18 protein-coding genes are annotated in these 16395 nt (G+C 64.0%); 2 read left to right on the top strand and 16 right to left on the bottom strand.

The annotated features are described in order from the left end of the window. Positions 1-44 precede the first annotated feature (44 nt). Genes JJE66_RS37625 through JJE66_RS37615 form a run of 3 tightly spaced genes read right to left on the bottom strand, consistent with a single transcriptional unit; the run spans position 45 to position 4051 of the window. Positions 45-1259: an RluA family pseudouridine synthase gene (locus tag JJE66_RS37625; protein ID WP_200520829.1), complete on the bottom strand. Its 1215-nt coding sequence runs from the start codon at positions 1257-1259 to the stop codon at positions 45-47. A 51-nt stretch (positions 1260-1310) separates the two neighbouring features. Beyond that, positions 1311-2648 (bottom strand): replication-associated recombination protein A, encoded by a 1338-nt coding sequence (locus JJE66_RS37620; RefSeq protein ID WP_200520828.1) that lies wholly within the window; start codon positions 2646-2648, stop codon positions 1311-1313. Beyond that, complete coding sequence (locus tag JJE66_RS37615) at positions 2645-4051, bottom strand: DegQ family serine endoprotease (protein ID WP_200520827.1); 1407 nt, start codon at positions 4049-4051, stop codon at positions 2645-2647. Before JJE66_RS37615 ends, JJE66_RS37620 begins: the two co-directional genes overlap by 4 nt. 316 nt (positions 4052-4367) lie before the next feature. On the opposite strand from JJE66_RS37615, the gene JJE66_RS37610 reads away from it, so the two are divergent. After that, a complete protein-coding gene (locus JJE66_RS37610) occupies positions 4368-5984 on the top strand; it encodes an OprO/OprP family phosphate-selective porin (protein ID WP_200520826.1) in 1617 nt (538 codons plus the stop codon). Between the two features lie 41 nt (positions 5985-6025). Here the strand turns inward: JJE66_RS37610 and JJE66_RS37605 are convergent, their stop codons facing one another. Then, on the bottom strand, positions 6026-6409 hold the full coding sequence (locus tag JJE66_RS37605) for a helix-turn-helix domain-containing protein (RefSeq protein ID WP_200520825.1): 384 nt from the start codon (positions 6407-6409) through the stop codon (positions 6026-6028). Between the two features lie 127 nt (positions 6410-6536). Here JJE66_RS37605 and JJE66_RS37600 point away from each other — a divergent pair, with 127 nt between their 5' ends. After that, complete coding sequence (locus JJE66_RS37600; protein ID WP_200520824.1) at positions 6537-7550, top strand: zinc-binding alcohol dehydrogenase family protein; 1014 nt, start codon at positions 6537-6539, stop codon at positions 7548-7550. A 112-nt stretch (positions 7551-7662) separates the two neighbouring features. On the opposite strand, the gene JJE66_RS37595 is transcribed toward JJE66_RS37600, so the two are convergent. The 12 genes from JJE66_RS37595 to rplF all read right to left on the bottom strand — a co-directional run bounded on the left by JJE66_RS37595 (position 7663) and on the right by rplF (position 16392). Continuing rightward, positions 7663-8451 (bottom strand): SDR family NAD(P)-dependent oxidoreductase, encoded by a 789-nt coding sequence (locus tag JJE66_RS37595; RefSeq protein ID WP_200520823.1) that lies wholly within the window; start codon positions 8449-8451, stop codon positions 7663-7665. A gap of 234 nt (positions 8452-8685) precedes the next feature. Continuing rightward, the gene (gene rplQ / locus JJE66_RS37590; protein WP_200520822.1) at positions 8686-9102 is read right to left on the bottom strand and encodes a 50S ribosomal protein L17; all 417 of its coding nucleotides are present in this window, start codon (positions 9100-9102) and stop codon (positions 8686-8688) included. A 137-nt stretch (positions 9103-9239) separates the two neighbouring features. Then, complete coding sequence (locus JJE66_RS37585; protein WP_200520821.1) at positions 9240-10271, bottom strand: DNA-directed RNA polymerase subunit alpha; 1032 nt, start codon at positions 10269-10271, stop codon at positions 9240-9242. A 111-nt stretch (positions 10272-10382) separates the two neighbouring features. Then, on the bottom strand, positions 10383-10772 hold the full coding sequence (gene rpsK, locus JJE66_RS37580; protein ID WP_007603045.1) for a 30S ribosomal protein S11: 390 nt from the start codon (positions 10770-10772) through the stop codon (positions 10383-10385). A gap of 122 nt (positions 10773-10894) precedes the next feature. Next, entirely contained in the window at positions 10895-11263 is a 369-nt protein-coding gene (gene rpsM / locus JJE66_RS37575; RefSeq protein WP_014494511.1) for a 30S ribosomal protein S13, read from the bottom strand. 185 nt (positions 11264-11448) lie between these two features. Beyond that, positions 11449-12306 (bottom strand): adenylate kinase, encoded by an 858-nt coding sequence (locus JJE66_RS37570; RefSeq protein ID WP_200520820.1) that lies wholly within the window; start codon positions 12304-12306, stop codon positions 11449-11451. A gap of 277 nt (positions 12307-12583) precedes the next feature. Further along, positions 12584-13915 (bottom strand): preprotein translocase subunit SecY, encoded by a 1332-nt coding sequence (gene secY / locus JJE66_RS37565; RefSeq protein ID WP_200520819.1) that lies wholly within the window; start codon positions 13913-13915, stop codon positions 12584-12586. Positions 13916-14065: 150 nt separating this feature from the next. Further along, positions 14066-14551, bottom strand: a complete 486-nt coding sequence (gene rplO / locus JJE66_RS37560) for a 50S ribosomal protein L15 (RefSeq protein WP_200520818.1) — start codon at positions 14549-14551, stop codon at positions 14066-14068. Between the two features lie 75 nt (positions 14552-14626). Then, positions 14627-14821 (bottom strand): 50S ribosomal protein L30, encoded by a 195-nt coding sequence (rpmD, locus tag JJE66_RS37555; RefSeq protein ID WP_011088137.1) that lies wholly within the window; start codon positions 14819-14821, stop codon positions 14627-14629. A gap of 25 nt (positions 14822-14846) precedes the next feature. Further along, entirely contained in the window at positions 14847-15440 is a 594-nt protein-coding gene (rpsE, locus tag JJE66_RS37550; protein WP_027535306.1) for a 30S ribosomal protein S5, read from the bottom strand. A gap of 44 nt (positions 15441-15484) precedes the next feature. After that, on the bottom strand, positions 15485-15847 hold the full coding sequence (rplR, locus tag JJE66_RS37545; protein WP_200520817.1) for a 50S ribosomal protein L18: 363 nt from the start codon (positions 15845-15847) through the stop codon (positions 15485-15487). Positions 15848-15858: 11 nt separating this feature from the next. After that, positions 15859-16392 (bottom strand): 50S ribosomal protein L6, encoded by a 534-nt coding sequence (rplF, locus tag JJE66_RS37540; RefSeq protein ID WP_200520816.1) that lies wholly within the window; start codon positions 16390-16392, stop codon positions 15859-15861. Between the last annotated feature and the right edge of the window lie 3 nt (positions 16393-16395).

Genomic DNA, 16395 nt, shown 5'->3' with positions numbered 1-16395 from the left:
TAGGCCGGGACGACTTCGGAGAAACACTGCGCTCCCCAGCGCCCCTACTCTTCCGGCGCGTTCTCGATCGGATCGAACCGGCTTGCGTCCAGCCCGAGCAAATTCCACGACTGCTGCATGTGCTGAGGCAATGGCGCGGTGGCGTCGATCACGCCGCCGCGCGGATGCGGAATGACAATACGCCTCGCCAAGAGATGCAGCCGGTTTTGCAGGCCGCCCGGCAATTGCCAGTTCTCGATATTGAAATATTTGGGATCGCCGACGATGGGATGGCCGATATGCTCCATGTGCGCGCGCAGCTGGTGGGTGCGCCCCGTCACCGGCTTCAGCGACACCCAGGTCAGCTTGCTGCCGGCGGTCTCGACCACCGCGTAATAGGTCACCGCGTGGCTGGCGCCCTCGTCGCCATGCTGCGCGATGCGCATGATGGTGTCGTCCTCGCTCTCTTCCTTGGCGAGGAAAGTCGAGATGCGGCCCTGCTTCGGCTTCGGCAGCCCCGGCACCAGCGCCCAATAGGTTTTCCGCGCCGACCGCTCGCGGAATGCGCCGGTCAGATACGAGGCGGCAAAGCGCGTCTTCGCGATCAGGAGGCAGCCCGACGTCTCCCTGTCGATGCGGTGCACGAGGCGCGGCTTCTGCCCCTTGGAATCGCGCATCACCTCCAGCATCTGGTCGACGTGGCGCGTCATGCCCGAGCCACCCTGCACGGCGAGGCCCGCAGGCTTGTTCAGGACGAGGACGTCATCGTCCTCGTAGATCGTCATCTCCTTCAGCGTGGCAAGCGTCTTTTGGGCTGCTTCCGACTGCGGGCTGGCCGCCTTCGGCGTGTCGAGCTTCAGCGGCGGAATGCGCACGCTCTGCCCTTCCTCGAGCCGATCCTTGCTGTCGACGCGCTTGCCGTCGACGCGCAGCTCGCCTTTGCGCACGACGCGCTGGATGTGGGAGAACGACAGGCCGGGAAAGCGCGCTTCGAGGAAACGATCGACACGCATGTTGTTCTCATCGGCCGTGACAGTGACGGTCTGCACCTTGGTCGGCAGCAACGCCTCGACCGGCTTTTCGGGCGCCGGCTTTTCCATCTCAGCTTTGGGCGCCCGCCGCTCGGCGCGCTCGGAAGCAAACCGCGGCGGCTTCGCACCGGCCTTACCGCCCGGACGCGGCCCGGCTGTCTTCGCGCTACGCGCCTTGAATGGGCGCGTTTCCTTGCGCTCGTCGCGCGAACGGGGCTTTGGATCGGTTCTTTTGATGCGGCGGCTCATGCTGCCTGCGTACCCCAAAAGCCGGCTCCCGTCACGGCGAAATGGCCGTTTCTAGCGCGAACCACCCCGCTCCTTGCGCAGCTTCGCCCAGTAATCCAAACGCTTCCGGATCTCGCGCTCGAAACCGCGCTCGGGCGGGTCGTAGAAGGTCTGGCGGCCCAGGGCTTCCGGAAAGTAGTCCTGGCCGGAGAAGGCGTCGGGCGCGTCGTGATCGTATTCGTAGGCTGCGCCGTAGCCTTCCGACTTCATCAGCTTGGTCGGGGAATTGAGGATGTGCTTGGGCGGCAGCAGCGAGCCGGCCTGTTTTGCAACCTGCATCGCCGTGCCGAAAGCGGCGTAGACCGCATTCGATTTCGGCGCCGTGGCGAGATAGACCACCGCCTGCGCGATGGCGAGCTCGCCTTCGGGATGACCGAGGAAGTCGAAGGCGTCCTTCGCCGCATTGGCGATGACGAGCGCCTGCGGATCGGCGAGCCCAATATCCTCCACCGCCATGCGCACGACGCGGCGCGCCAGGAACAGCGGATCCTCGCCGGCGTCCAGCATGCGCGCGAGGTAATACAGCGCGGCATCCGGATCGGAGCCACGCACCGACTTATGCAGCGCCGAGATCAGGTTGTAATGGCCATCGGCGGATTTGTCGTAGATCGGCGCGCGGCGTTGTAGAATCTCTTGCAACTGCGCCGCGTTGAATATCTCGTCGGCCCGCGCCGAGCGCCAGACCTCTTCGGCGAGCGTCAGCGCGGCCCTGCCATCGCCATCGGCCATGCGCACCAGCACGGCACGCGCTTCCGCATCGAGCGGCAGCTTGCGGCCCTCGACCTCCTCGGCATGCGCGAACAGCTTTTCGATCGCGGCGGCATCGAGCGAGCGAAACACCAGCACGCGTGCGCGGGACAAAAGCGCCGCGTTGAGCTCGAAGGACGGGTTTTCGGTGGTGGCACCGACCATCACCACTGTGCCGTCTTCCATGACAGGCAGAAACGAATCCTGCTGGGCCCGATTGAAGCGATGAACCTCGTCGACGAACAGCAGCGTGCCCTTGCCCATCTCGCGGCGGGCCCGCGCGGCGTCAAAGGCCTTCTTCAGGTCGGCGACGCCGGAGAACACCGCAGAGATCTGCTCGAAATGCAGATCGGTCGCATCCGCCAGCAGCCGCGCCACCGTGGTCTTGCCGGTGCCCGGCGGCCCCCAGAACACCAGCGAGCCGAGCGTACGCGTCTCCAGCATGCGCGTCAGCGCGCCGTCGGGGCCGAGGATGTGATCCTGGCCGACGACCTCCGACAGCGCACGCGGCCGCAGCCGGTCCGGCAGCGGATGCGGAGCGTCGTGATCGAGCCCTGCCGCGGCAAAGAGAGTTGGCGTCTCCCGTGGTCGCTTCGGACTCATCCGCCCAGCGTGACGTTGATCTGCTGACCGCCACGCACCAGCGTGATGCGCCAGATCCGCTGGCTTACGCCTGCCACCTTCTCGAGGTCGCCGGTCTTGCCGATCTTCTGGTTGTTGACGGCCAGGATGATGTCTCCCTTCTGGAAGCCGACCTGAGCGGCCGGCGAGTCATCCCCGAGTTCGGTGATGACGACGCCCTCGGTGTCGGCATCGAGATGCAGCTCGTCGGCTACTGCCGGCGTAATGGTCGAGACCTTGGCGCCCTGGAACGGCGAGCGCGCGGTGACGACGAGCTCGTTGCGGCCGGCGTCCGGCGCGGACTCCAGCGCCACGGTCAACTTTGCCGGCTTGCCGCCACGCTGCACGTCGATCTGCGCGGTGCCGCCGAGCGGGCGCGTCGCGAAACGATACTCGAAGGCATTGGGATCATCGACGGTCTGCCCGTCGATGCCAATGATCAGGTCGGAGGATTTCAGGCCGGCCTTCGCCGCGGGGCCGTTCGGCACCACGCTTGCGACCAGCGCGCCGGTTGGCGAGCGCAGGCCGAGGCTTTCGGCGATCTCAGGCGTCACGGCCTGCAACTTGGCACCAAGCCATGGCCGCTTCACCGCCTTGCCGCCGCTCTTGGCGGAGGCGACGACCACGCGCACCATGTTAGCAGGGATCGCAAAGCCGATGCCTTGCGAGCCGCCGGAGCGCGAGTAGATCGCGGTGTTGATACCGGCGAGCCGGCCGTTCATGTCGACCAGTGCGCCGCCGGAATTGCCGGGATTGATCGGTGCGTCGGTCTGGATGAAGAACTGGTAGTCGGTGATGCCAACCTGTGTGCGCGCGAGCGCCGAGATGATGCCGTGGGTCACAGTCTGGCCGACGCCGAAGGGATTGCCGATCGCGAGCACGACGTCGCCGACCATCAGCTCATCCGAATTGGTGAAGTCGAGAGCCGGAAACTTTTCATGGCTGTCCTTGAGGCGCAGCACCGCAAGGTCGCTGCGGGGATCCTTCAGCACGATCTCGGCCTCGAACTCGCGCTTGTCCGACAATGACACCTTCACCTGGTCGGCGCCTTCGATGACATGGACATTGGTGACGACGAGCCCGGACGAGTCGACGATCACGCCCGAACCGAGCGACCGCTGCACCTGCTCCTGCTGCTGGCCCGGCACGCCGAAGAAGCGGCGGAAGATCGGGTCGTCCAGCAACGGGTTGCGGTTCTGCACCACCTTGGCGGCATAGACGTTGACGACCGCAGGCTGCACTCGCTGCACGATCGGTGCATAGGACAGCCGCAGTTCGGCCGGCGATGACGGCACCCGGCGATCCTGCGCGCGGGCAGGATTGAGACCGGCCGAAAAGGCCATGCACATTGCCGTGACAACGGCGGTCGAGATCGATCGAAACATTCCTACCTCTTGGAAAAGACGCCGGAATATAGGCGCGTTCGCCCCCCAATAGAAGGGCGCAAGGGGGCAATATTCGGCGCCCTCCCGGTGTGACCGGAACGCAAGCTCCGCGTGCAAAAAGACAATCTGGCTGGCGCCGCTCATTGGCATGACGCGCGTCATCTTGCATGTTGTCGGATGGCGGATTCGGCTGCGGCGAATTTACATCAGTGGGAACCGTTGCAGCCGTGGCGCGCCGTCGTGGGACAGTCATCGATCCTTCTTAGGCTCTCCCGTGGCGACTTGGGGAAGTTGGTCTAACCGATGGAGTGGTGACGTGAGCAGGACAAGAATTGCAGCCGCGGCGATTGGTCTCGCCGGCGCACTGGCGGCCTCGCAGGCCCAGGCCCAATCAGCAAGCAACAGCGATCAGGAGATCGCGCTCCTGAAGCAGCAGTTGAAGATGCTGGAGCAGAAGCTCGACAAGCTCCAAAGCCAGACTGCCGCGAACACGGCGGCCACGGCGAAAACCAAGGCTGAAGCAAAGGCCGAGGCCAAGGCCGAAGCCCGCTCCGAGGCGAAGGTAGTCGTCGCCAACGCCAACGCAGCGTATCCGGTCAAAGGCGCGCCACCGTTATCCGGCGTCATCGTGACGATGCCGAACAACCGGCCGACCATCTGCACCGCCGACGGGGCAAACTGCGTCGCGATCACCGGCCGCGTGCATTGGGATGTCGGCGGCTACGACTATCGTCCCAACACGGCCGCTACCGTGCCGCAGAAGCTCGACAGCGGCGAGAACGTCCGCCGCGCGCGCATCGGCATCGTCGGCAAATTCTTCAACGATTGGAATTTCGCGCTGGTCTACGATTTCGGCGGCTCGTCCGACGGTTTCGGCGGCGCTGCGCCGGGATCGCTGCCGGGCGGCGGCACCTCCGGCATCGAGAACGCCTATCTGAGCTACACCGGCCTGAAGCCGTTCGGCGGCAGGATGGCGGTCGAAGCCGGCATCATGGACCTGCCCTATACCCTGGATGAGGCCACCAGCTCCAACGACATCATGTTCATGGAGCGCGCTTCGCCCGGCGTGGTCGCCACCAACATCGCTGCCGGCGACTTCCGCTCAGCGGCCGGCGCGCGCTGGTTCAACGACCAGCTCTGGATCGGCGGCTATGCCACCGGTCCGTCGAGCGGCGCGATCCACTCCGCATCGAGCGCCGCGCCGGCCGGCACAAGCGAGCAGTATGGCGCAGTGGCGCGCGTTGCGGGCAACCCCATCAGCGGCAAGGATTACTCGGTGCATATCGGCGCCGACGCGCAGTGGCTGATCCAGCCGCCGCGCAATCTGATCGCGAACACGCAAACGCTCGCGCTCAGCGATCGTCCGGAATTGCGGCTCGACCCGACGACACTGGTGTCGACGGGCGCTATCGCCAACGTCTCGGGCGCGCAGGTCTACAGCGTCGAAGCGGCGGCGACCTACGGTTCGTTCATCGTCCAGGGCGAATATTTCTGGTACAATGTCGACCGCACCGCGAGCACCAGCGTGCCGCTGGTCGGTGCACCGAGCCTCAAATTCCAGGGCGGTTACGCCCAGGCTGGCTATGTGCTGACGGGTGAGACCCACACCTATAACGCTGGAAACGCCGCCTATAATGGCGTCAAGCCGGCGCATCCGTTCTCGCTCGATGGCGGCGGCTGGGGTGCGTGGGAAATCGCTGGACGCTTCTCGACAATCGACCTCAACGATCAGCTTGCGAGCGCCAACGGCGTCGCGGGTGGGCGCCAGAACGTCTACACACTGGCGCTCAACTGGTACGTCAACGGCAACGTCCGCTTCATGCTCGACTACCTGCACGGCAACGTCTCCAAACAGACATTGCCGCCCACGGCATTCGCGAATACGGGCTCGAACTTCGACGCGGTCGCGATGCGCACGCAGTTCGCGTTCTGAGGCGATCTCATCCGGGAGCGATACGGTCCGCTCCCGGACACTCACGCCGCGCGCTTCGGCTTCTTGACAGGCTCGGCTTCAGGCGCCGGCACGCAGGACAGCCGCTCCTGATGGCCCTCGCCCCACGCTTTCAGAATGTCGATCACCGGGCGCAGACTCTCGCCGAGTTCGGAGAGCGTGTATTCCACCCGCGGCGGCACCTCTGCGTAGACCTTGCGGATGACGAGCTGGTCCTGCTCCCGCGCGCGAAGCTGTTTGGTCAGCATGCGCTGGGTGATCCCGGGCATCCTGCGGCGCAGTTCGCCAAAGCGCTGGGTGCCGTCCTGGAGGTGGTACAGGATCACGCCCTTCCACTTGCCGTCGATCAGATCCAGCGTCGCCTCGACCGAGCAGCCGGGACGACGGGCAAAGTTGCGCCGCTTCATGCGTGTTTTCCTGATAGTATCCAAACAGGGCCTAATTAGTTCCCCGAATTTACAGTACTTGCCAAATTGGAGCTAGCGCGACAGTTAAGAAGCGGCGGGCGAACACGCCATCTGATGGAGACAAGCCATGAAGGCCGTCGGCTACAAGAAATCGCTTCCGATCGAGGATCAGGACGCGCTGATCGATTTCGAGACCGCCAAGCTAGACCCCAAGGGACGCGACATCCGCGTCGCGGTGAAGGCGATCTCGGCCAATCCGGTCGACTACAAGGTGCGCAAGCGCGCCGTCCCGCCCGAAGGCGAGACCAAGATTCTGGGCTATGACGCGGCCGGCGTGGTCGATTCCGTCGGGCCCGAGGTCACGCTGTTCAAGCCGGGCGACGAGGTGTTTTACGCGGGCTCGATCCTGCGCCAGGGCACCAATTCCGAATTCCACCTGGTTGACGAACGCATCGTCGGCAACAAGCCGAAGTCGCTCACGTTCGCGCAAGCCGCCGCTCTTCCCCTCACCTCCATCACGGCGTGGGAATTGCTGTTCGACCGGCTCGGCGCCCTCCCCGGCAAGAGCGTCGATCCGCGGACGCTGCTGATCACCGGTGGCGCCGGCGGTGTCGGCTCGATCCTAATCCAGCTCGCGCGCCGCCTCACCGGCCTCACCGTGGTTGCGACCGCGACGCGGCCGGAATCGCAAAAATGGTGCCTCGATCTCGGCGCGCATGCGGTGATCGATCACGGCAAGCCGATGAAGGAGCAGATCGAGAAACTGAAGCTGCCGCCGGTCGCGCTGGTGGCGAGCCTCACCTTCACCGACCAGCACTACAAGAGCATTGCCGATTTCATGGCGCCGCAGGGCCGGTTCGGCCTGATCGACGATCCCCCGGAATTCACGGTTGCCGCATTCAAGGGCAAGGCGATCTCGGTGCACTGGGAATCGATGTTCACGCGCTCCTCGTTCCAGACGCCGGACATGATCGCGCAGCATCATCTGCTGGACGACGTCGCCGACCTCATCGACAAGGGCGTGCTGCGCACCACGCTCGACCAGACTTTTGGCACGATCAACGCAGCCAACCTCAAGCGCGCGCATGCGCTGCTCGAGAGCGGCAAGTCGCGCGGCAAGATCGTGCTGGAGGGGTGGTAAACACACTCGCCACGTAGGTTGGGTTAGCGAAGCGTAACCCACAACCTGTCAACGCGCGGAATGTAAAGAGGTGGGTTACGCCTTCGGCTAACCCACCCTACGAGTCCTCGTGCTAAGCAATCGTATTGACGATGCCGCCTTCCGCGCGCAGCGCCGCGCCGTTGGTCGCGGAGGCTTCCTTCGACGCGACGTAGATCACCATGTTGGCGATCTCGTCGACACTCGCAAAACGTTGGATCAGCGAACTCGGGCGATGCTGCTTGACGAAATTGGCAGCGGCTTCATCCAACGACTGGCCGTTCTGCTTGGCGAGATCCTTCACGAAGGTCTCGACGCCTTCCGACATGGTCGGCCCCGGCAGCACCGAATTCACCGTGACGCCGGTGCCGCGGGTCAGCTGCGCCAGGCCGCGGGCGACCGAGAGCTGGGCCGTCTTGCTCATGCCGTAATGGATCATCTCGACGGGGATGTTGAGCCCGGATTCGGAGGAGATGAAGACGATGCGGCCCCAACTGCGCTTGAGCATGCCCTTCATATACGCGCGCGAGAGCCGCACGCCGCTCATCACATTGACCTCGAAGAAGCGGCTCCAATCCTCGTCCGGAATCTCGAAAAAGTCTTTTGGCTCGAAGATACCGGCATTGTTGATGAGGATATCGACGTCGGGCAGTGCCGCGACCAGCGCCTTGCATCCCGAAGCCGTCGAGACGTCGGCGGCGATACCACGCACCTTGGCACCCGTCCCTTCCAGCTTGCGCACGGCCGCGTCGACCTTGTCCTGGCTACGACCGTTGATCACCACGCTCGCGCCCGAGCCGGCAAGGCCCTTGGCGATGGCGTGGCCGATGCCGGCGGTCGAGCCGGTCACGAGTGCGGTCTTTCCGGAAAGGTCGATCTTCATGGGATATCTCCTTCGATGTCGATGCCGATATCGTGCGCTGCGGAAGCGGATGCAATCGCCGCTCACCGATGCGTGAGCCTGTAGTGGGCAACGCGCAGCGTGCCCACCATCGTCCCTTGGTGCGAGAAAGAGGTGGGCATGGCGCAAGCGCGCCTTTGCCCACCCTACAACATCAAAAAAAACGGCGCCCAGAGGCGCCGCTTTCTCGAAACTCAGAGTACCGACCAGCCGGCCTTACGCCGCCTCGGCTTCCTTGGCCTGCACCGGACCGGAGTCCTGGCCCTTGGCATCGACGTCGCGGTCGACGAACTCGATCACGGCCATCGCGGCGTTGTCGCCGTAGCGGAAGCCCGCCTTGATGATGCGGGTGTAGCCGCCCTGGCGGTCCTTGTAGCGGGGCGCGAGCGTGTCGAACAGCTTCCGGACCTGGTCCTTGTCGCGCATCTCGGAGATCGCCTGACGGCGCATCGCCAGCCCACCCTTCTTGCCGAGGGTGATGAGCTTCTCGACGATCGGACGCAATTCCTTCGCCTTGGGCAGCGTGGTGACGATCTGCTCGTGCTTGATCAGCGCGGCGCACATGTTGGCGAACATCGCGCGGCGATGCTCGGCGGTGCGGTTGAGCTTCCGATGAACCTTGCCGTGACGCATGTAACTATTCCTTACGTATGAACTGCCGCGATGGTTCGTCGGACCAGTTGCTCAGGTGGGCTGCCTGCGTTCGCCCAGATAGCGAGAAGCGAATGGCGAGTAGCTATTCGCTATTCGCCACTCCCTATTCGCCTAACTCAGTAGTGATCCTCGAACCGCTTGGCGAGCTCGTCGATGTTCTCCGGCGGCCAGCCCGGCACTTCCATACCGAGATGCAGACCCATCTGGGCCAGCACTTCCTTGATCTCGTTCAGCGACTTGCGGCCGAAGTTCGGAGTGCGGAGCATTTCCGCCTCCGACTTCTGCACGAGGTCGCCGATGTAGACGATGTTGTCGTTCTTCAAGCAGTTGGCCGAACGCACCGATAGCTCGAGCTCGTCCACCTTCTTGAGGAAGGCGGGGTTGAAGGCGAGGTCCGGGATGATCTCCTGGGCGACTTCCTTGCGCGGCTCTTCGAAGTTGACGAACACGTTGAGCTGGTCCTGCAGGATGCGCGCGGCATAGGCCACGGAATCATCCGGCGTCAGCGCGCCGTTGGTCTCGATCGTCATGGTCAGCTTGTCGTAGTCGAGGATCTGGCCCTCGCGGGTGTTCTCGACCTTGTAGGAGACCTTGCGGACCGGCGAGTACAGGCTGTCGACCGGGATCAGGCCGATCGGCGCGTCCTCGGGACGGTTGCGCTCGGCGGGCACGTAGCCCTTGCCGGTTGCGACCGTGAACTCCATGCGGATTTCGGCGCCTTCGTCCAGCGTGCAGATCTGGAGGTCGGGGTTGAGCACCACGACGTCGCCCACGGTCTGGATGTCGCCGGCAGTGACGCTCCCCGGGCCCTGCTTCTTCACGACCATGCGCTTGGGGCCTTCGCCCTGCATCTTGATCGCGATGTCCTTGATGTTGAGCACGATGTCGGTGACGTCCTCACGGACGCCAGCGATCGAGGAGAACTCGTGCAGCACGCCGTCGATGTGCACCGACTGCACCGCCGCGCCCTGGAGCGAGGAGAGCAGGATGCGGCGCAGCGCGTTGCCGAGCGTCTGGCCGAAGCCGCGCTCGAGCGGTTCGGCAACCACGGTCGCAAAACGGGCCGGATCGCTACCAGCAATGACCTGGAGCTTGTTCGGCCGGATCAGTTCTTGCCAATTTTTCTGGATCGTCACTGTTTCACCCATACGGGCCAGTCGATTTGAGAACTCAAATACTGGCGTTGGAGAAAGGCCGCAGATCATTCCCGCGGCTTCGCAAAAAGTCGTTGCGGGCGACCATGCGCCCGCAACTTGGTATCAAACGCGCCGACGCTTGCGGGGACGGCAACCGTTGTGCGGGATCGTGGTCACGTCGCGGATCGAGGTGACGGTGAAGCCCGCGGCCTGCAGCGCACGGAGCGCCGACTCACGGCCCGAACCGGGACCAGCGACTTCGACTTCCAGCGTGCGCATGCCGTGTTCCTGCGCCTTCTTGGACACGTCTTCGGCTGCTACCTGCGCGGCATACGGGGTCGACTTGCGCGAGCCCTTGAAGCCCATCGTGCCGGCGGACGACCAGGCAATCGTGTTGCCCTGCGCATCGGTGATGGTGATGGTCGTGTTGTTGAACGACGAGTTCACGTGCGCGACGCCGGAGGCGATGTTCTTGCGCTCACGACGACGAACGCGGGTGGCTTCCTTGCCCATAGAGTACCTTTCCTGGAGATCTCAAACGCCGCCGTAATGCCAGCGGCTACACCTGTGGAACGAAAGGCGTGTGGCGAACGGGTCGCCCCGCTTCGCCACACGCCGTGGTTGGATTCGAAAACTTACTTCTTCTTGCCGGCGATGGCCTTGGCCGGACCCTTGCGCGTACGCGCATTGGTGTGGGTACGCTGGCCACGCACCGGCAGACCGCGACGATGACGCAGGCCGCGATAGCAGCCGAGGTCCATCAGACGCTTGATGTTGATGCCGACCTCACGACGCAGATCGCCCTCGACGAGATAGTCGCGGTCGATGACTTCGCGGATCTGGAGCACCTCGGCGTCGCTGAGCTGGTTGACGCGGCGATCCTCGGGGATCTTCACCTTTTCGAGAATCTCACCAGCGATCTTCTGGCCGATGCCATGGATGTACTGGAGCGCGATCAGCACGCGCTTGTTGGTCGGAATGTTCACGCCGGCAATACGGGCCACGGCCTTCTCCTGTTGCCGATTCCTCGTCAGGAAGCGGTCTTTAAGTGCTTGGTTTCTCGGGCAGGTGTTCACAAACGCGAACACGACGCCCACCCCTGGTCTTCCTGGGGCCCGGCATCGTTTGAAACTATCCGACTTGGATGCGGGGCTTATTAAGGGATTCAGGGGGCTTTCGTCAACCGCTGCTAGCGCTTGGCTCGCTTTTTCGTGACCTTTTTTGGACCCTTCTTCGAACCTTTTTTGACGGCCTTCTTAGCGGCCTTTTTGGAGGTCTTTTTGACCGCTTTCTTGGCTGCCTTCTTGGCGCCCTTCACAGCCTTCTTGGCTGCCTTTTTAGGGGACTTGACCGATTTGGCGGCCTTTTTGGCAGCTTTTTCCGGTTTTCGAGCCGTTTTCTTGGCTTTCTTGGCCGGCGCCGCCCTGGCCGCGCTTCTGGCGTGGCTCTTGGGCTCGACCGCCCCCAGCGCCAGCAGCTGGCGGTGGATGGCGCGGGTCACCTCGTCGATAGCCATCATGCCGTCGATGGTGGAGAGCTTCCGCCGCTCGGAATAGTAGTGAATCAACGGTTCTGTCTGGCTGCGGTAGCTGGCGAGTCGCCTGGTCAGGACCTCCGGGGTGTCGTCGACTCGGACTTCCTCACCGCGCTCCCGCATCTGGGCCACGCGGGTCTCGACACGGCTCAACAGCGCGCTCTCGTTGACGCGGAGCTCGATCACGGCGTCGAGCTTCAGGTGCTTGTGCTTGAGCAGTTCGTCCAGTGCCTCGGCCTGCGGCACGGTGCGCGGGAAGCCGTCAAGGATGAAACCGTTCTTCGCGTCCGGCTGGTCGATGCGGTCGGAGATAATGCCGACCACAACCTCGTCGGGGACAAGGCCGCCACCGGCCATGATCTCCTTGGCCTTCAGCCCGACCGGCGTTCCGGCCGCTACCGCTGCACGCAACATCTCGCCGGTCGAGAGCTGAACGATGCCATAGCGCTGCACCAGCAGCTGCGCCTGGGTCCCCTTGCCTGAGCCCGGCGGTCCCAGAAGTATAATTCTCATTGGCGTACGCCCCCCGGATTGGTGAGCGATACGTCGCGCACCTGTGTTTGAAGATCGAGAATAGTGCAAACCACAATCAGCGCCGCACCGCTACCCATATCATGGGTGAGCGAATGCCCGGACGCCAAGAAGGCCTTTGAAATCAGGGTTTGCGTCGCAGTGAGAGCCGCTCTGCCGATACGACCGAATGACCGGCTGATCACCTCGGCGGGCGCCGCGCGTTACTCGCGCGGCGAATCGGCGGCACAGGCGCGCCGCCTCGAGAGGACGCCGCGTCTTAGCGGCGGCGGCCCCGCAGCTTCGACTTCCGGATCAGGCCTTCATACTGATGGGCGAGCAGATAGCCCTGCACCTGCGCCACCGTGTCCATGGTGACACTGACCACGATCAGCAGCGAGGTGCCACCGAAGTAGAACGGCACTGAGGCATAGGAGATCAGGATTTCCGGAATCAAGCAGACGATCGCGAGGTAGATCGCGCCGAGCACGGTGATGCGCGACAGCACGTAGTCGATGTATTCCGCGGTGCGCTCGCCCGGACGGATGCCCGGGATAAAGCCGCCATGCTTCTTCAGATTGTCCGCGGTCTCGGTCGGGTTGAACACGATCGCGGTGTAGAAGAAGGCGAAGAACACGATCAGCGCGAGATAGAGGACCAGGAACAGCGGGCGGCCGTGGCCGAGCTGGGTCGTGATCCACTGGAACCATTCCGGCCCGCGGCCCGCGTTGAAGTTCGCAACCGTGGTCGGCAGCAACAGCAGCGAGGACGCGAAGATCGGCGGGATCACGCCGGAGGTGTTGAGCTTGAGCGGCAGATGCGAGGACTGGCCCTCGAACATCTTGTTGCCGACCTGGCGCTTCGGATACTGGATCAGCAGCCGGCGCTGGGCGCGCTCCATGAACACGATGAAGGCGATCACGGCGACCGCCATCACGATCACGACCAGGATGAGGCCGGTCGACATTGCGCCCTGACGGCCGAGCTCGAGCATATTGGCCAGTGCTGCGGGCAGCTCGGCGACGATACCGGAGAGAATGATCAGCGAGATGCCGTTGCCGATGCCGCGCGAGGTGATCTGCTCGCCCAGCCACATCAGGAACATGGTGCCGCCGGTCAGCGTGATCGCGGTGGAGATCCGGAAGAACATGCCGGGGTCGCTGACGACGTTGCCGGCGCCTTCGAGACCGACCGCAATGCCGTAGGACTGGAACGCAGCCAGGATCACCGTGAGGTAGCGGGTGTACTGGTTCAGCGTCTTGCGGCCCGCCTCACCTTCCTTCTTCAGCGCCTCGAGCTGCGGCGAGACGGTGGTGAGGAGCTGGATGATGATCGAGGCCGAGATATACGGCATGATGTTCAGCGCGAAGATCGCCATGCGGTGGATACCGCCGCCGGCGAACATGTTGAACATGCCGAGGATGCCGCCCGCCTGCGAGCGGAAGACCTGCTCCCAGATGTTGGGATCGATGCCAGGCAGCGGGATGTAGGTGCCGAGCCGATAAACGAGCAGCGCACCCAGGGTGAACCAGATGCGCTTCTTCAGCTCGTCGGCCTTGGCAAACGCGCCGAAATTGAGGTTGGCTGCCAGTTGTTCCGCTGCAGAGGCCATATTGGACTTTCTCCCGCCGCCTTTTGCGCCGTCATACCCGCGGCCGGGCTACTTTCGCGGACGCCGGACATTATCTGGGGCTTCGGCTTCGATAAGTCCATCGTCCCGCATGCGCAAAGGCCCGCGAGGCGCGGGCCGATGACGCAGTTGTTACGCCGCCTCGCCTTCTTCCTTGGGGGCAGCGAGGATCTTCACCGAACCGCCGGCCTTCTCGACCGCTTCAATCGCGGTCTTGGTGGCACCATGCACTTCGATGTTCAGTTTGGCCTTGAGCTCACCCCGGCCGAGCAGCCGCAGGCCGGCCTTGGCGCGGCGCAGCACGCCCGCCTTCACCAGGGCCTCGACGTTCACGACGCTGCCGGTATCGAGCTTCTTGGCATCGACCGCATCCTGGAGCCGGTCGAGATTGATCTCGGCGAACTCGACGCGGAAGATGTTGTTGAAGCCGCGCTTCGGCAGGCGGCGATGCAACGGCATCTGGCCGCCTTCGAAACCCTTGATGCGCACGCCCGAACGCGCGGTCTGGCCTTTGCCGCCGCGGCCGGACTGCTTGCCCTTGCCCGAACCAATGCCACGGCCGACGCGCATACGCTTCTTGCGCGAGCCGGCGTTGTCGGCGATATCGCTGAGCTTCATCGCCCTGCTCCTTGTGTTTTGCGCATGATCTGGTCCGAAAACCGGTAGCCGCTCTTCGGGATCATGCGCGCAATTTTACTTCTCGTCGACAATGCGAACGAGATGGTGAACCTTTTCGATCATGCCGCGGACCGCCGGGGTGTCCGGCAGTTCGCTGGTGCGGCCGATCTTGTTGAGCTTGAGCCCGATCAGGGTCGAACGCTGCGAGTGATGGCGGCGGATCGCGCTGCCGGTCTGCTCAAGCTTGATCGTCTTTGCGGCCTTGGCCATCGTGGTCTACTCCGAAAAGCGTTGGTTAGTCCGCCGCCGCCTCGGCATCGCCGCCGACGCGACGACCCTGAAGGGTGGACACCTTGATGTTGCGGCGCGCCGCGACCGAACGCGGGCTGTCCTGATGCTTCAGCGCATCGAAGGTCGCGCGCACCATGTTGTACGGGTTCGACGAGCCGATCGACTTCGCCACCACGTCCTGGACGCCGAGCGTCTCGAACACGGCGCGCATCGGGCCGCCGGCGATGATGCCGGTACCGGCCGGAGCTGCACGCAGATAGACACGGCCCGCGCCATGACGGCCGGCGATGTCGTGATGCAGCGTGCGGCCCTCGCGCAGCGACACGCGGGTCAGGTTGCGCTTGGCGGATTCGGTGGCCTTGCGGATCGCCTCTGGCACTTCGCGCGCCTTGCCGTGACCGAAGCCGGCACGGCCCTTCTGATCGCCGATCACGACCAGCGCTGCGAAACCGAAGCGCTTGCCGCCCTTGACGACCTTGGCGACGCGGTTGATGTGGACGAGCTTGTCGACGAACTCGCTGTCGCGCTCCTCGCGCTGCTGGCGGTCACGTCCACCGCCGCGTTGATCGCGTCCACCACGTTGTTCGCGTTCTGCCATTTTTCCAATCCTTCAGAGGCTTACGCCTCAATCCTCAAATTCTGTTAGAAGCTCAGCCCGCTCTCACGCGCCGCGTCGGCCAGTGCCTTGACGCGCCCGTGGTAGAGGTAGCTGCCGCGATCGAACACGACTTCCTTGACGCCCTTCTCGGCAGCGCGCTCGGCCAGCAGCTTGCCGACCGCCTTCGCCGCATCGATGTCGGCGCCGGTCTTGCCGCCGTCGCGCATCGACTTCTCGAGCGACGAGGCCGAGGCCAGCGTCTCGCCCTTCAGGTCGTCGATGACCTGGGCATAGATGTGCTTCGACGAGCGGAACACGGACAGGCGCGGACGGCCGCCACCGGAGCGACGCAGCTTCAGCCGCACACTCCGCTTGCGCCGGGCATTCGTAACCTTGACTTTCGACATGACCGGCTCCGTTACTTCTTCTTGCCTTCCTTGCGGAAGATGAATTCGCCGACATACTTCACGCCCTTGCCCTTGTAGGGCTCCGGCGGACGATAGGAGCGAATCTCGGCGGCGACCTGGCCGACACGCTGGATGTCGCTGCCGGTCACCGTGATCTCGGTCGGCTTCGGCACGGTGATCGTGATCCCCTCGGGGATCGCATAAACCACGTCGTGGCTGTAGCCGAGCGCGAGCTGCAGGTTCTTGCCCTGCATCGCGGCGCGGTAACCGACGCCGGTGATTTCGAGCTTCTTCTCGAAGCCCTTGGTGACACCTTCGACCAGATTCGCGACCTGGGCGCGAGCGGTGCCGTACAGCGCCCGCGCGCGATTGGTCTCGACCCGCGGTGCAACCTTCACCTGGCCGCCCTCGAGCTTCACTTCGACGTCGTTATGGACGACGAACTGAAGCTGGCCCTTCGGCCCCTTCATCTTGACGGTCTGCCCGTCGACGGTCGCCGTAACGCCCGACGGCACCGCTACAGGTCTTTTGCCAACACGTGACATGGA

The sequence above is a fragment of the Bradyrhizobium diazoefficiens genome (genome assembly GCF_016612535.1).
In the GTDB taxonomy this organism is placed as follows: Bacteria; Pseudomonadota; Alphaproteobacteria; order Rhizobiales; family Xanthobacteraceae; genus Bradyrhizobium; species Bradyrhizobium diazoefficiens_C.
The sequence above is the reverse complement of the archived record's forward strand: the minus strand, read 5'-3'. Positions and strand labels throughout refer to the sequence as shown.

Excerpts from the sequence above, each read along its gene's own strand:
- JJE66_RS37625 (WP_200520829.1), bottom strand. The coding sequence starts at position 1,259 with ATGAGCCGCCGCATCAAAAGAACCGATCCAAAGCCCCGTTCGCGCGAC.
- JJE66_RS37620 (WP_200520828.1), bottom strand. The coding sequence starts at position 2,648 with ATGAGTCCGAAGCGACCACGGGAGACGCCAACTCTCTTTGCCGCGGCA.
- JJE66_RS37615 (WP_200520827.1), bottom strand. The coding sequence starts at position 4,051 with ATGTTTCGATCGATCTCGACCGCCGTTGTCACGGCAATGTGCATGGCC.
- JJE66_RS37605 (WP_200520825.1), bottom strand. The coding sequence starts at position 6,409 with ATGAAGCGGCGCAACTTTGCCCGTCGTCCCGGCTGCTCGGTCGAGGCG.
- JJE66_RS37600 (WP_200520824.1), top strand. The coding sequence starts at position 6,537 with ATGAAGGCCGTCGGCTACAAGAAATCGCTTCCGATCGAGGATCAGGAC.
- JJE66_RS37595 (WP_200520823.1), bottom strand. The coding sequence starts at position 8,451 with ATGAAGATCGACCTTTCCGGAAAGACCGCACTCGTGACCGGCTCGACC.
- rplQ (WP_200520822.1), bottom strand. The coding sequence starts at position 9,102 with ATGCGTCACGGCAAGGTTCATCGGAAGCTCAACCGCACCGCCGAGCAT.
- JJE66_RS37585 (WP_200520821.1), bottom strand. The coding sequence starts at position 10,271 with ATGGGTGAAACAGTGACGATCCAGAAAAATTGGCAAGAACTGATCCGG.
- rpsK (WP_007603045.1), bottom strand. The coding sequence starts at position 10,772 with ATGGGCAAGGAAGCCACCCGCGTTCGTCGTCGTGAGCGCAAGAACATC.
- JJE66_RS37570 (WP_200520820.1), bottom strand. The coding sequence starts at position 12,306 with ATGAGAATTATACTTCTGGGACCGCCGGGCTCAGGCAAGGGGACCCAG.
- secY (WP_200520819.1), bottom strand. The coding sequence starts at position 13,915 with ATGGCCTCTGCAGCGGAACAACTGGCAGCCAACCTCAATTTCGGCGCG.
- rplO (WP_200520818.1), bottom strand. The coding sequence starts at position 14,551 with ATGAAGCTCAGCGATATCGCCGACAACGCCGGCTCGCGCAAGAAGCGT.
- rpmD (WP_011088137.1), bottom strand. The coding sequence starts at position 14,821 with ATGGCCAAGGCCGCAAAGACGATCAAGCTTGAGCAGACCGGCAGCGCG.
- rpsE (WP_027535306.1), bottom strand. The coding sequence starts at position 15,440 with ATGGCAGAACGCGAACAACGTGGTGGACGCGATCAACGCGGCGGTGGA.
- rplR (WP_200520817.1), bottom strand. The coding sequence starts at position 15,847 with ATGTCGAAAGTCAAGGTTACGAATGCCCGGCGCAAGCGGAGTGTGCGG.
- rplF (WP_200520816.1), bottom strand. The coding sequence starts at position 16,392 with ATGTCACGTGTTGGCAAAAGACCTGTAGCGGTGCCGTCGGGCGTTACG.